Below are 13,489 nucleotides of genomic sequence, written 5' to 3'. Positions count from 1 at the left end.
CAGAAAAAAGCCCAATTCTAGAATTGGGCTTTAATTAAACTATTTTTTAGATGATTTTCCAAAAGGTAGTTTTTCGGTTGCAAAGCCATAGATTGCAGCAAAAGGCAGGGCAGTTCTTGCTAAATAAGCAACACGCCATAAGCCGCCGTGGTTAGCACCTTCCATCATGAGTTCAAGTGGATGGTCTAGTTCAGTTTCAGGATTTGCCACAGAAGACTCATTTCTTAAGTCATGGATCCAGAGTGCCGCCATAATGGCATTGGTCGTTTCAGGGCTAAATGCTTCTACATCAAAAAGCTCTGCGCCATTAAAAGCTGCTTTCAATAATGGATTTTTAGTCACAGAGTGAGTCGTTGTAGATGGAGCAATATTAATACTTACGTGTTGTCCTTGATGACGAGCCAAAATAGCACGCCATTGTTGAATGCGTTTTGCCAAAGCATAGTTTGGTCCTTGCTCAACGACTAGACAGTCGGCAATACCATAAGTTTTTCCATTTTCACAATCAATCAGGTCTTGATAAGGCGCTTGGAAAAAACGATTTAATGAAAGTGTAGAAACACCTTTCACCGCCATTTTTTGTAGTTTTGTGCGTGATTTAAATTTTTGTTGTGCAGCTTTTGCTACTTCTTTAGGAACTGCATAAACATCGGTTGGCGTACACATAAACATAAGGCTCGTATCAGACTTATGCTCGCTCACAAATTGCATGATGCTATCCATTGCCATGGACACACGAACGTGCTTTTCACCATCTAAATAGGCGATTGCGGCCAAATCTAACTTTTGTGGAAACTGCACTAGCCACTGTGCAATCTCTGGTAATTGAGTTAATAAATTTGCACCCAATTTATCCTTTAGTTCAGAAGCTTTTGCTGAGGAAGCAATTTGTTCAACGCTTGGAGCAATGAGTGTTGCGTTTCCTTGTTGAATCGTATTTAAAATTTTGCCCCAGACACGTGGGTTTGGTAAGTCGACAGCAATAATATTCGCTTTCCATTTGGCTAACCAAGGTAGAGGACCAGCTTCTGAAGCCGCACCAAACAACACCATGGTACGGTCAGATAAATCAAACCATTCTGGATGAGCAGTAGCTTCACGCAAAGCTTTTGCATGGCTTGGTTCAATAATACCAGCCTCTTCCCAACGTTGAATTTGGTCTAGTAAGCTTTGTCCACTGAGCTTTTGCCCTTTGTAAGGAACATACCACTCTGGGGCTGCATCACTTTCACCTTTAAGTTTTACTGTATGAAGGGGTGTAGATGAAGCAATATGAACCGCATCTTTTAAAAGGTAATGCTTACTATCACGATAGTAATCAAAAAGGTGGTGAGCTTTATGCAAGCCCTGCTTAGCAATAGTAATTGGATTGCTACTATTTGAGATGCCTTGCTTAACAAGCGCTTTAAAATAAATAGGGTAGTTTTTTCGCCAGTTTTTTTCATTCAACACTTGTTGCGCGGTTTTATTATCTACAACAGATAAAGCCTCTGACAAAATCTCTTGGCCTGTAAGAGATGTGCTTTGTTTTTTTGTTGAGGCATGTACTGGAAATTGTAGACCTTCGACTTGACTTGTGCTGGACATAAAATATCTCGTTATAAGACTGGGTTAATATACAGATGTATACATTATCTATGCCAATGAAAGGAAACGAGTGGCAATAACTGACAAAATAATATTGATTATTTATGTGATGAAACATGAAAGAGCGATTTATTATGATAAATTCATCTCATTTTGGCCTTAATTTTTTTCACATTTTTAGAACATTTTTATAGACTTACGTTACATAAATGATTATTTTGTATGAAGCAAATACATCAGTTTTAACCTGAAGGTAAAATGTTCAAAATGTATCAATAATACAGATGCAGAAATGATTAAAAACTAGACTTTTTTCTTAAAGGATAAGAGAAGTCAGACGGAATAAGAAAGAATTGGGGTGAAACTAGATAGAAGACAACGTAAGATTGTCTTTTAAAAATCTTGGGGATATGGTGATTTTTTTACACCATAATTTTCTAGTTTCATCCCATCTATTTTGGGGTTGGAACCCACTATTTTTGTACTCAGCTTATCATTCAATTAAACTCTATTTCTTTAACTTAACTTCAAAATTAGTTGAAGAATGAGTGTTTCTAACAGCGTCCTTTTTTAGCTTGTCCTGGTGGGCAAAAGTCTCCGGGATGATTGTGATAAGGTGAATCTGGATCAATCACAATACTACCTTCCCGTGTATGAACTGCACAGGCTGATAATGACATTGTGAAAATTGCTGCTATACAAAGAAATAATGCTTTCATCATGTTCTCACTTTTTTATCATTCTCCTTTGTACTATAGAAATATATTGATTATTTTTCGATCTACTTTTCGTTAAAAATATATTTACTAATTCCAATTAAAAGAAACTAATCAGATCTTAAAATTGTTCGAAAGCCAACATGGGTTGCTGCTAAATCAAAGTCTTGCGGATAACGACTGCTGTTTCGATAACGCGAACAATAATTTTGGGCACATAGAAAAGATCCGCCTTTAATTACATATTGTTTACTCGCAATTTGTTGTTGTCTTAAATCAGAATAATTTCCCATATGTTGGTCATGAGCACCTTGATAAGGAGAGGATGTCCATTCCCATACATTTCCAATCGTATCAAATAGTTTGAAATTATTTGCCGCAAAACATCCAACGGGTGCTACATCTTTAAAGTGATCTTGATTTAGGTTTTGAAAAGGGAATTCACCTTGCCAGTAATTTGCTTGTGGATGTTGGTGTTCATCGGTAGGCGCTTGATGTAAGGGCGTATCAGTTTTTGAATTGGCTTTAGCTGCATATTCCCATTCTAGTTCTGTTGGTAAATCATGTCCGAGCCAGACTGCATAATGTTCAGCATCATTTTTACTCACATATCGTACAGGCTCATTAGGATTGGCTACAGCACCATTACTGCCATTTGGAGTTTTCCATGTATAACCTGATTTTAGCTGCCACCATTGCTGTGGATGATGAGGATCTGGTGAGAAAACAGCGGCCTGCTTTTGTTTTTCGGCATCGGTAATATAGCCTGTTGCTTTTACGAAGCTTGCAAATTGAGCAACGGTAACTTCAGTCTGATCAATCCAGAATCCTTTGACTTCTCGTTGTTTCTTTCCAAAATTAAGTTCATCGGGATAGGCTTTCTCAGAACCAAAATTAAAATGCCCATCGGCAATTAAAACCATTCCAGCTGTAGGCTGTTTGAACCAACCTTGAGGTAGTCCAGTATAGTTTTTACACTTTTCAATAGAACCTAAGTCAGCTAAAGATGTTGGCTGTTGAGGCGAGGGTGCTGATTCAGAAACTTTTGAAGATTGGCTACAGCCTGTCATAAAAGACAGGCTGATTGTGGTAACTAAAAATAGTTTTAATCTCATTTGGCGTTATATTCCTGCACACCATTTTTCTCAGTATATTTTTGATAAACCGATAACAACTCTTGCACTTTTGCTGGGTAAAGTTGTGCAACATTGTGCTTTTCTCCACGATCAGTGGCAATGTTATACAACTCCCAAGTTCCTGTGCCTAACTCAGGGCGCCCTTGAACTGCAATTTTCCATTCACCTTGTTTGGCATATTTACTGCCATGTAGTTCATCGGCAAAACTAAAATTAGCAGGGCGAATGGTAGTGGTTTTATTTTCAAGTAAAGGCTTCCATGAAACTCCTGATGGCGTATTAATGGTACGACCATTGTATTGGCCTTGAGGTACTGGAATATGAGCATATTCTAGTAAAGTTGGGAAAACATCGAGTACAGATGCAAAGCTATTATTGGTTTCTTCTGCTTTTTTCTGGTTCGGTAATTTCACAATAGCAGGGGCAGTGGTTGCACCTTCGCCAGCTGTATCTTTCCATAAATGAAATGGTGCCGCGCTGACCTCGGCCCAACGTGGTCCAATATAGTGATATGAAGTTGGTGTGCCCACATTTGCTACAGAGTTATCAAAACCAGATTCACTGCCATATCCGCCACGTACAAAACCTTCGGCACCATTATCTGAAACAAAGAAAATTAAAGTGTTGTCATAAAGATTATTTTGTTTGAGGTATTGAATAATGCGGCCGACATTAGCATCGAGGTTTTCTACCATGCCTGCATAGATTTCCATTTTACGGGCTTCTAATGCCTTTTGTTCGGCTGTTAACTCATCCCATTTTCCATATTTTTGTGGGGCATTTTGTGTTGCAATTGGTTCTGCTGCCTCAAAGTTTGCAGGGATAATTCCAAGCTGTTTTTGCTTAGCAATACGTGCGTTACGAATAGCATCGTAACCGACATCATAAACTCCGCGATATTTTTCACGGTATTCAGCAGGTGCTTGAATTGGCCAGTGAGGTGCTGTATAGGCAGCATAAGCAAAGAACGGTTTGCCACTATTTTTGCCTGAGTCTAAGTAGCTCAGTAATTTATCGGTAAAATAATTTGTCGAGAAAAAGTCATCAGGCAAAGCGGAAACAGGAATAACTTGACCATCTTCTGTGTAAGTTGAATTTCGTTTAAACGCACTTGGCGCTTGCTTAAAGTGGTGATCTAAACCTTGTAATAAAGTAAATGAATGATCAAAACCTTTTGCATGTGCATTAGTTTCAGGGGTTAACCCTAAATGCCATTTACCGCTGATGTACGTGCGGTAACCATTATCTTTAAGTACTTGTGCGATAGATAGAGAGCGTTCATTTAAATATCCCTCGTAGCCTGGTTGTCCTTTCAAATGTTCTGGTGTGAGTTCAGCCATTGCCCCAATACCAGCTAAATGGTGATCAGTACCAGAAATGAGTTGAGAGCGTGTTGGCGAACAGGTCGGGGCAGTATGATAATCCGTTAAAAGGCGACCTTCTTGAGCCAAACTATCAATATTAGGGGTGTGAATTTCACCACCAAAAGCCCCTAAATCTGAATAGCCTAAGTCATCAGCCATAATAAATAAGATATTCGGTTGCTTAGGTGTGGTTGCTACATTTTCTTGATTATCGTTGTCATTACATCCAGCTAAAGATAAGCTAAATAAAGCAATGGAAAGGCTAGATAAAATTGCTTTGTACGTCATTGTATCATCTGAATTATTAAAAGAATTGGCACGAGTTTAATCAGATGGTTTTTGCAATCAAAACAAAGAAATGATCAAAGATAATCAGAAAAAAGACTGAGAATTTATAGTGATAAATTAATGAGAAAAAAAGAAAAGCCCACAAGGGGCCTTTCTTTAATTTATTTTGTTTAGAAAGGAAGGCGAGTTAGTTGGTCTAAGAAATGCGGAATAACTTTTGGTTCAAGTAGAATTGTTACGATGATTCCGTAAGCCGCACCCCATAAATGAGCACTATGGTTAATATGGCTATTACCACGCTTACCAGCCCAAATACTGTATGCCACATATAAAATTGCAAAAATAATAGCGGGCACAGGAATGAAAAATACGAAAATCAGCTTCCAGGGCTGAAATAGAATATAAGCAAATAACACTGCTGAAACAGCACCTGAGGCGCCTAGGCTGGCCCAATTCGCATCATTTTTATGTTGTAAATAGCTTGGTAAAATCGCGAAGATTAAGCCACCTAAATAGAACAACACAAAACCCATGTCGTAGAAATATTGGCGATAAAAACTTTCAATAATACTGCCAAAGAAGAACAGGGTAATCATGTTGAAAAGTAGATGTGTTCCATCGACATGGATAAAGCCATGAGTAATGAAGCGATCAATCTGTCCACGTTGCATTGCAGGTGGCCAAAAAATCAGCCGGTTCATCACGTTTTGGTTGCTAAAAGCAATTAAAGAGATAATGACCGTAATAATAATAAGAGTAACTGTATGGTTAAATGGCAAATGCAACATAAGAAATATTTAAAAAATGATCAATACTGGCTCAATAATGCCATTAAAAACTTAAGTTGAAACCCTGTTGTGTATAAATCCGACAAATTTAGTTGATTTTTTTTAAATCCACCTCATCTTCGGTTAATATAAAGGCATCAGCTTGAGGAATATTGTTATGTCGACTGAGAACACCAACACTGCTGTTGCAGAAGAAATTCCAAACCTTTTGATTACACCATCTGCACAAGAGTATTTGCACGATTTATTAACGAAGCAAAATACTCCGGGAATTGGCGTTCGAATTTTTGTTGAGCATCCAGGTACGCCACGTGCCGAATGTTGTATGGCATATAGTGCGCCAGAAGAAGTGATCCCAACAGATTATAAACAGGACTATCCTGATTTTCCTGCGTATATTGATGCACCATCTATTCCATATCTTTTAGATGCTGTAATCGATTACAACAAGGACCGTTTTGGTGGTCAGCTCACTTTCCGTGCACCAAATTCTAAGGTTCCACGTGTTGGTCCAGATGCATCAATTGAAGAACGTATTACTTACATTCTTCAAGCAGAAATTAACCCAGGTCTTGCAGGGCATGGCGGAAATTGTAGCTTGGTAGAAGTACAAGATGATCCAGAACATGGTTTAACTGCTGTATTGAAATTCGGTGGTGGTTGCCAAGGCTGTTCTGCAATTGACGTTACCTTGAAACAGGGCGTTGAAACTACTTTAAGAGAGCAGATTCCTGAGCTTCAACGTGTGGTTGACCAAACTGACCATACACAAGCAGAAGGTGCTTATTTCAAATAATTAAATTATTTGAAAAGTGACATAAAAAAGCCTCGAAATGAGGTTTTTTTATTATTCAATATAAATAATGATAATTATTATCAATATCATTTGTAATTTTATTTAGATTTGTTACAATGCCGAACTTGAAATGAGAGATGTTTAATAAATCAATATATTGGGAATACTTATGTCGAAGCGTATTATCCAGTCAGTGCTTTCTGTTTCAGTACTGGCAAGTATGATGTCTATGGCTTATGCTGCACAAAATGAGCAAGAACAAGCTGAACAAGCATTAGAAAAGCCTGCTGAACCTGTGAAATTGGAAACAATTTTTGTAACTGCTGAAGAGCAAGTGAAGCAATCGCTCGGTGTGTCGGTTATTACCAAAGAAGATTTAGAAAAACTACCAGTTCGTAATGATATTTCTGACTATGTACGCCGTATGCCGGGTGTTAATTTAACAGGCAATAGTGCAACGGGGCAGCGTGGTAATAATAGACAAATTGATATTCGTGGAATGGGGCCTGAAAACACGCTCATTTTAGTGGATGGAAAACCAATTAACTCTCGAAATTCAGTTCGTTATGGCTGGAAAGGAGAGCGTGATACACGAGGTGATTCAAACTGGGTTCCAGCAGAAGCAATCGAATCGATTGAAGTTTTACGCGGACCAGCCGCAGCTCGTTATGGTTCGGGTGCAGCAGGTGGTGTGGTTAACATCATTACTAAAAAAGTGACGAATGAAACTCATGGCTCAGTAGAGTTTTATACTTCACAACCTGAAGACTCTAAAGAAGGTGCATCAAATCGTGTTGGCTTTAATGTAAGTGGGCCATTGATTAAAGACGTTTTGTCTTATCGTTTATATGGTAATTACAATAAAACAGAAGCTGACGATGTCGATATTAATAAATCAATAGGCAGTACCGCAGCTGGCCGTGAAGGCGTTAAAAATAAAGATATTTCAGGCCGTTTAGCTTGGCAGGCAACAGATCAACAAACTGTGTTACTTGATGTCTCTTCTAGCAAACAAGGTAATATTTATTCTGGTGACTCTCAGTTAAATGCAAATGCTGAAGCGGATGCGATTCTTTCGGAACTTATTGGTAAAGAAACCAATACCATGTACCGCGATAGTTATGCATTAACGCATGAAGGGGATTGGTCTTGGGGTAAAAGTAAGTTAGTTGCTCAATATGATAAAACTCACAATAAACGTCTTCCTGAAGGTTTGGGCGGCAGCACAGAAGGAAAAATTAATAATCTGGATGACAAAGCCACTTCACGCTTAGAAACTCTTCGGTTAAATGGTGAAGCCAATATTCCTTTTGAATATTATGTACCACACGTATTAACACTTGGTACTGAATGGGTTGAAGACAGATTTAAAGATAATATTTCGACAAATCAGGGAGCAGACAGCAGCGGTTCAGGTTATGGCGATCAATTAGCTAAAGGCAATCGCAGTAAAATGGAATCACGTATTGCTTCTGCATATATCGAAGATAACTTAAAACTTACCGACAGTACCGATGCCGTATTAGGCTTGCGTTTCGATGATCACAGCAAATCTGGTTCTAACTGGAGCCCAAGCTTAAACATTACTCAAAGACTCAATGATTATTTCACTTTAAAAGGTGGGGTAGCAAAAGCGTATAAAGCACCAAACATGTATCAAAATGCCGAAGGATACTTACTCAGTACGAACGGCAATGGTTGCCCAGCCAATATTGAGTCACGTTGCTTGTTGCAAGGTAATGGTGATTTAAAACCAGAAACTTCGGTAAACAAAGAGCTCGGTATCCAGTTCCAAAAAGATATCGTGAATGCGAGCTTAACGTGGTTCCGCAATGACTATAAAGATAAGATTGTGGCTGGTACAAATGTTGTTGGAACAGTTGATGGTTCAAGCACCAATGCAAATACAGGAGCTGTGACCAACACCAAGTGGAATATCTTACGCTGGGAAAATACGCCTAAAGCATTAATTCAAGGTTTTGAAGGAAGTTTGGGGTTAGACTTTGGCGATATTCGTTGGACCAATAACTTTACTTACATGATGGACTCGAAAGATAAGCAAACGGGTAACCCATTATCTTTAGTTCCAAATTATACGATTAACTCAATTTTTGATTACGACATTACAGATCAGTTAGATGTGAATTTTGTATTTACTCAATATGGCCGTCAAAAATCTCGTCAGTTTGCTGAAAATAGACTCGAATCGGGCATTGGTTCAGGTGGAACAAATTCTGCGATTAAGCCAAGTACTGTAAAAAGCTATAGTACTGCTGGAATTAATGTTGGTTATAAAATTTCAGATAATATAAGTACGCGTGTTGGCGTAAGTAACTTGTTTGATAAACAAATTTTAAGAGACAGTAATTCGATCAGCCAAACCTACAATGAGCCAGGTCGAGCTTATTACGCTTCTTTAAAATATTCTTTCTAATCAAGACAAATAACAAAGGCGCTTTAAGCGCCTTTGTTGTTGATAATATTTAATGCTTTTTCAGAATAATAAAATTTCTCTAGGTAAACACGGGCGCGGCGTCTTAAATGTCCCGTTGTAACTAATTGCTGTAATACAGGAACAAGCAACTGAGTCAGTTCATGTTGAATTAAACTTTCATTAATATTGAGATCACGCAGTAGCAAGTCAAAATTACGTTCCTGATTTCGAACATACCACGTATAAATACCATCATGGACTTGTTGTTTCAGGTAATCAGTTTGACGAATGTGATCCCAAATCTCATGTCCTAAACCTACAGTCTTTGATAAATCTTGAACTTCTACATAGTTTTTTAAAACAGAAAGTGGCATAGATTTAACTTTATGCCAAACATTTGCCTGAAAATGATAGAGCTTGTCATTGTCAAAATGTTGATTTAAAACGCGCTCACTCATTTGACTTAGTTTTAAAATATTCTTTTGCAAATAATGATTAATCGTGTCGTCTAAATTTGAATCAGTCACTGTTTCTAGAACAGATTTCCCCATTTTCATAAAACGGCCTACACCCGGCACACGTTTTGACATTGATTCATCTAAGTAATCATGCATTGTTTGTTGAATCAATTGAGTCAAGAGTGCTGAAAATGCAGGATTATTCACAATCGTTTTAATGATTTTTTTACGATGCTCTTCTTTACTTGCAACGTATTGCGCAATTCCATCAATTGTTAAAACAGGAATAACATCTTCAATTGTTGTATTTTCATTGGCTGGATGAATAAGTGCAAAACGAATATGTTCTGCAATTTGTTCAAGCAGAAAATCAGAAGCAGGAGTTTCTAAAATCTGCTTTTGAATCAGCTGCTGAATTTGTTCAAAGGTCCAGAGGTGTTGTAGTTGCTGACTACCCAACCAATGATAAAATTGCTCAAATTCTTGTTGAATGATTTGGGGCTGAGCAAATTCCTCATCTAAAAAATCAAGATGAGCTTCAATGAGTTTTTCTATAAGCGGTTGGGTAGACATAAGGTCTCACAAGTCCGAAGTTTTATTTAAGGTGTAGTCGTTTTTAAAGACTGATTTGTTTCTACTTTAAGTAAAAACGGTACATATTGTTGAATAACCAGCTGCTCGGCTTCCAATATTGGCATATGGCCGACATTCTCTAAAATAACCGGAGGCTGGGCATTCTTTAAAAGTCGTTTTAGTTCACTTGCTACTTCTACATTAATAATCTTATCTTGCTTACCCCATAAAATCAGTGTTGGGGCATCGATTGTCTTGGTGAGCACTGCAAATGAATCTGGCGTATAGACTTTATTGAGTGCAATAAGCTGATCAACCAGTTTTTGCGTTTGAGGCGCCTGATTAATCATCAGCTTTTCTTGAGCTTGAAGGAACTCTTTAGGAATAAATGGAGGATTAAACATGGTTTGCTTTAACAAATAGTTAAAGTCACCTTTTTTAGATACTAAAAGTTGTTTTAAGTAGGCTGGATCTTTTAGATAAATTGTATTTGCAGAACGGAAAATACCGCCACTATCAACCAAGAATAAACTTTTGGTTTCAAATGGATATTGTCCAGCATAGAGTAGGGCAATTGAACCACCAAGTGAGTGGCCGGCAATGTGAATTGGGCCTTTTAAATTGGCAGCTTCAACAAATCGACGTAACTTTTCGGCAAGATTAGGTACTGAGTAGTCGAAATCCTGTGCAACTAAGGTTTCACCACTACCCGGTAAGTCTGGAATAATAACGTGGTAATTTGCTGTGAGATAACGCGCAACTCGGTTCCAGTTATCACGACTCCCTCCTAATCCATGAATAAGGAGCAACGTCGGTTTAGCTGTAGAACCACCTTCACTATATGACCATGTAACCTCACCAACTTTTAAACTTTTACTTTGTAAACCTGCCCAACTGCGCTCTTGCTGTAAAATATTCTGAAAGTTTATATCCATCGTATCAGCTGCTTGCGTCTGAAAAACACCTGTTATTGTTGTAAGGCTACAAGCCAAGGCAAGTGCCATAGCTGTTTTCTTTATGGTTGTTTTGGTTGATACAAACAGCGTCGTCATAAGATTTCATCCTTGAGGCATAAGCGAGTTTGAAAATTATTGAAAAACTTTGCCAATGAGTCATTTGCCAAATGATCAAAAGGAGAAAAATTATAGTCAATCCGAGAACCAAAGTATGTCTATTTTTTCGCTAAACAGTAAGGAATTTGCGATAAACATTACATTCAAATAGAGATCGTATTTTTAAATTTTTTCATGGAAAATGATTTAATTTTTTGTCAGTGACATTCAAATTTTGACACATTAAAATGATTTCCAACCTTGAAAAAACAATGGAAATATAAAATGCCTACTGCGCAAGAAGTTTTAGATCGTCTGAAAGCTGGTAATCAACGATTTGTAAATGGAAATAGTTCCCTTGCAAAAACCTTATCGCATCATGAACGTGCTGAAATGGCAAAGGATCAAAATCCGTTTGCGATTGTATTAGGTTGTTCAGATTCACGTGTTCCAGCAGAAATGGTATTTGATCAAGGTCTTGGTGACTTATTCGTAATCCGTGTTGCTGGTAATGTGGTTGCTCCTTCACAAGTCGGTAGTGTTGAGTTCGCGGCAGAACGCTATGACTGTCCAGTTGTTGTTGTATTGGGGCATAGCCATTGTGGCGCTATTCAAGCAACAATTGATACGTTAATGAATCCTGATCACCCGCCATCATCTAACTTAATGTCGATTGTGAACCGTGTTCGTCCGTCAGTTGAAATTTTAATGCAGACTGATTTAAAAAATGATTTGAAAAAACTTTCATGTCATGCGGTACGTTCAAACGTTTTTGCTTCGGTCAATCAATTACGTCATGGTTCGGCTGTATTAGAGAGCCTGATTGCAAAAGGTGAGTTGATTGTTGTAGGTGCAGAATATTCGCTAGAAACTGGTGAAGTAACCTTCTTTGATTTCTGATTATATTAATAATAATGCTTAAAACTAAAAGGTGCCTACAGGGCACCTTTTATATATGGATAAGCTAAATTAAGTAATTTTGACTGTGCTTGAGCATTGGGATGAATCAAGTCATTTTGCATAAGCTGTTTTTGACCTGCGACTCCATCAAGAAAAAACGGTAGTAATTTCACCTGATATTTTTGGCTGACAACTTTATAGTTATTTTCAAAAGCTTTGCTATATGCAGTCCCATAATTTGGCGGAATTTTCATGCCAAAAAGAATAACTTGGGCTTTTTGTTTCTGACTTAATTGAATGAGCTGATCCAGATTTTTTTGAATCATTTGAGGTGGTTGACCACGTAAGCCATCATTTCCACCTAATTCAATCACGACCACATTTGGCTTATAAGTTTGTAATAGCTTAGGTAGTCGGGCTAAAGCGCCGCTGGTTGTTTCTCCACTAACACTTGCATTGACCACTTTGTGTTGTTTGGGATACTGTTGGTCTAAGCGTTTTTGCAGTAATTGTACCCAACCTTGTTTGGGATCAATTCCGTAACCGGCACTAATACTATCTCCTAAAATTAAAATAGTTTTCGCCGATACAAGCATAGGCAGCATACTTAATGAGATGAGCATGATGCTTTTAGAACCAATCAAAAAAGATTTATACATTTGTACTTCGACCCTGATTCTGAATACATAGGACTTTTTACATCATGCCACAACCCATCATTGCTGCCCATCAAGTTACACAAACTATTCAGATTAACCAAAATCAGTTTACGATTTTAAAAGATATCGATTTAGAGATTTTTGAAGGGGAGCAGGTGGCAATTACTGGGCGTTCTGGCTCAGGTAAATCAACATTATTGGGAATTTTGGCAACTTTAGATCAACCATCTGAAGGTGAAGTCTGGTTGTGCGGTCAAGCTGTTCATCAGCTAACAGAGGAGCAACGCGCCCAAATCAGAATGCAGCATATTGGTTTCGTATTTCAGTCTTTTCAACTTTTACCTCAGTTGAGTGCGCTTGAAAATGTGATGTTACCTTTACGGTTACGTAAAGATTTTGATTATAAAACCGCAGAGAAAAAAGCTTTAGATTGGTTGCATCGAGTAGGTCTTAGTCGTCAAGTTGAACAAACACCTAAAGTCTTATCTGGAGGGGAGCAACAACGTGTAGCGATTGCACGAGCTCTTATTGCAGAACCACAAATTATTTTTGCAGATGAACCGACAGGAAACTTAGATGGCCAGACAGCACAAGAAATTGAAAGTTTGCTCTTTGATTTAAACCGAGAGTTAGGTACGACTCTGATCTTAGTGACTCATGATCGTAATTTGGCCGCTCTTTGTCAGCGTCATGTTGAGTTAGATGATGGCCGACTAAAGATAGTACAGGGTGGTTAAA

The 13,489-nt window shown here is 38.0% G+C and carries 12 protein-coding genes; 4 read left to right on the top strand and 8 right to left on the bottom strand.

All coding sequences use genetic code 11. The annotated features are described in order from the left end of the window. Positions 1-39: 39 nt before the first annotated feature. The 5 genes from ODQ17_RS05735 to ODQ17_RS05715 all read right to left on the bottom strand — a co-directional run bounded on the left by ODQ17_RS05735 (position 40) and on the right by ODQ17_RS05715 (position 5,879). Positions 40-1,587, bottom strand: coding sequence for a hypothetical protein (locus ODQ17_RS05735; RefSeq protein ID WP_151827420.1), 1,548 nt, complete (start codon positions 1,585-1,587; stop codon positions 40-42). 554 nt (positions 1,588-2,141) lie between these two features. After that, positions 2,142-2,306, bottom strand: coding sequence for a hypothetical protein (locus ODQ17_RS05730; protein ID WP_005303324.1), 165 nt, complete (start codon positions 2,304-2,306; stop codon positions 2,142-2,144). Between the two features lie 107 nt (positions 2,307-2,413). After that, positions 2,414-3,418, bottom strand: coding sequence for an SUMF1/EgtB/PvdO family nonheme iron enzyme (locus ODQ17_RS05725; protein ID WP_322902321.1), 1,005 nt, complete (start codon positions 3,416-3,418; stop codon positions 2,414-2,416). Beyond that, a complete protein-coding gene (locus ODQ17_RS05720; protein WP_322902319.1) occupies positions 3,415-5,091 on the bottom strand; it encodes an arylsulfatase in 1,677 nt (558 codons plus the stop codon). The genes ODQ17_RS05725 and ODQ17_RS05720 overlap by 4 nt, the downstream gene beginning before the upstream one ends. A 170-nt stretch (positions 5,092-5,261) precedes the next feature. Next, positions 5,262-5,879, bottom strand: coding sequence for a rhomboid family intramembrane serine protease (locus ODQ17_RS05715; RefSeq protein WP_322902317.1), 618 nt, complete (start codon positions 5,877-5,879; stop codon positions 5,262-5,264). 157 nt (positions 5,880-6,036) lie between these two features. On the opposite strand from ODQ17_RS05715, the gene nfuA reads away from it, so the two are divergent. Both nfuA and ODQ17_RS05705 read left to right on the top strand, forming a co-directional pair. Then, entirely contained in the window at positions 6,037-6,675 is a 639-nt protein-coding gene (gene nfuA, locus ODQ17_RS05710; RefSeq protein WP_151987195.1) for a Fe-S biogenesis protein NfuA, read from the top strand. 169 nt (positions 6,676-6,844) lie between these two features. After that, the gene (locus ODQ17_RS05705) at positions 6,845-9,109 is read left to right on the top strand and encodes a TonB-dependent siderophore receptor (RefSeq protein ID WP_005303331.1); all 2,265 of its coding nucleotides are present in this window, start codon (positions 6,845-6,847) and stop codon (positions 9,107-9,109) included. A gap of 23 nt (positions 9,110-9,132) precedes the next feature. On the opposite strand, the gene ODQ17_RS05700 is transcribed toward ODQ17_RS05705, so the two are convergent. Further along, positions 9,133-10,140: a hypothetical protein gene (locus ODQ17_RS05700; RefSeq protein ID WP_322902314.1), complete on the bottom strand. Its 1,008-nt coding sequence runs from the start codon at positions 10,138-10,140 to the stop codon at positions 9,133-9,135. A gap of 26 nt (positions 10,141-10,166) precedes the next feature. Further along, on the bottom strand, positions 10,167-11,192 hold the full coding sequence (locus tag ODQ17_RS05695; RefSeq protein ID WP_199945262.1) for an alpha/beta fold hydrolase: 1,026 nt from the start codon (positions 11,190-11,192) through the stop codon (positions 10,167-10,169). A 285-nt stretch (positions 11,193-11,477) separates the two neighbouring features. Between ODQ17_RS05695 and ODQ17_RS05690 the strand changes: the two genes are divergently transcribed. Next, the gene (locus ODQ17_RS05690) at positions 11,478-12,092 is read left to right on the top strand and encodes a carbonic anhydrase (RefSeq protein WP_004793989.1); all 615 of its coding nucleotides are present in this window, start codon (positions 11,478-11,480) and stop codon (positions 12,090-12,092) included. A 35-nt stretch (positions 12,093-12,127) separates the two neighbouring features. On the opposite strand, the gene ODQ17_RS05685 is transcribed toward ODQ17_RS05690, so the two are convergent. Beyond that, complete coding sequence (locus tag ODQ17_RS05685; RefSeq protein ID WP_151766854.1) at positions 12,128-12,751, bottom strand: arylesterase; 624 nt, start codon at positions 12,749-12,751, stop codon at positions 12,128-12,130. 44 nt (positions 12,752-12,795) lie between these two features. Between ODQ17_RS05685 and ODQ17_RS05680 the strand changes: the two genes are divergently transcribed. Further along, positions 12,796-13,488, top strand: coding sequence for an ABC transporter ATP-binding protein (locus ODQ17_RS05680; protein ID WP_151766855.1), 693 nt, complete (start codon positions 12,796-12,798; stop codon positions 13,486-13,488). The last annotated feature ends 1 nt before the right edge of the window (position 13,489 follow it).

Origin of the sequence: Acinetobacter sp. IRS14 (genome assembly GCF_034650275.1) — a bacterium.
In the GTDB taxonomy this organism is placed as follows: Bacteria; Pseudomonadota; Gammaproteobacteria; order Pseudomonadales; family Moraxellaceae; genus Acinetobacter; species Acinetobacter oleivorans.
This window is presented reverse-complemented; position numbering and strand designations above follow the sequence as displayed.

Excerpts from the sequence above, each read along its gene's own strand:
- ODQ17_RS05735 (WP_151827420.1), bottom strand. The coding sequence starts at position 1,587 with ATGTCCAGCACAAGTCAAGTCGAAGGTCTACAATTTCCAGTACATGCC.
- ODQ17_RS05730 (WP_005303324.1), bottom strand. The coding sequence starts at position 2,306 with ATGAAAGCATTATTTCTTTGTATAGCAGCAATTTTCACAATGTCATTA.
- ODQ17_RS05725 (WP_322902321.1), bottom strand. The coding sequence starts at position 3,418 with ATGAGATTAAAACTATTTTTAGTTACCACAATCAGCCTGTCTTTTATG.
- ODQ17_RS05720 (WP_322902319.1), bottom strand. The coding sequence starts at position 5,091 with ATGACGTACAAAGCAATTTTATCTAGCCTTTCCATTGCTTTATTTAGC.
- ODQ17_RS05715 (WP_322902317.1), bottom strand. The coding sequence starts at position 5,879 with ATGTTGCATTTGCCATTTAACCATACAGTTACTCTTATTATTATTACG.
- nfuA (WP_151987195.1), top strand. The coding sequence starts at position 6,037 with ATGTCGACTGAGAACACCAACACTGCTGTTGCAGAAGAAATTCCAAAC.
- ODQ17_RS05705 (WP_005303331.1), top strand. The coding sequence starts at position 6,845 with ATGTCGAAGCGTATTATCCAGTCAGTGCTTTCTGTTTCAGTACTGGCA.
- ODQ17_RS05700 (WP_322902314.1), bottom strand. The coding sequence starts at position 10,140 with ATGTCTACCCAACCGCTTATAGAAAAACTCATTGAAGCTCATCTTGAT.
- ODQ17_RS05695 (WP_199945262.1), bottom strand. The coding sequence starts at position 11,192 with ATGACGACGCTGTTTGTATCAACCAAAACAACCATAAAGAAAACAGCT.
- ODQ17_RS05690 (WP_004793989.1), top strand. The coding sequence starts at position 11,478 with ATGCCTACTGCGCAAGAAGTTTTAGATCGTCTGAAAGCTGGTAATCAA.
- ODQ17_RS05685 (WP_151766854.1), bottom strand. The coding sequence starts at position 12,751 with ATGTATAAATCTTTTTTGATTGGTTCTAAAAGCATCATGCTCATCTCA.
- ODQ17_RS05680 (WP_151766855.1), top strand. The coding sequence starts at position 12,796 with ATGCCACAACCCATCATTGCTGCCCATCAAGTTACACAAACTATTCAG.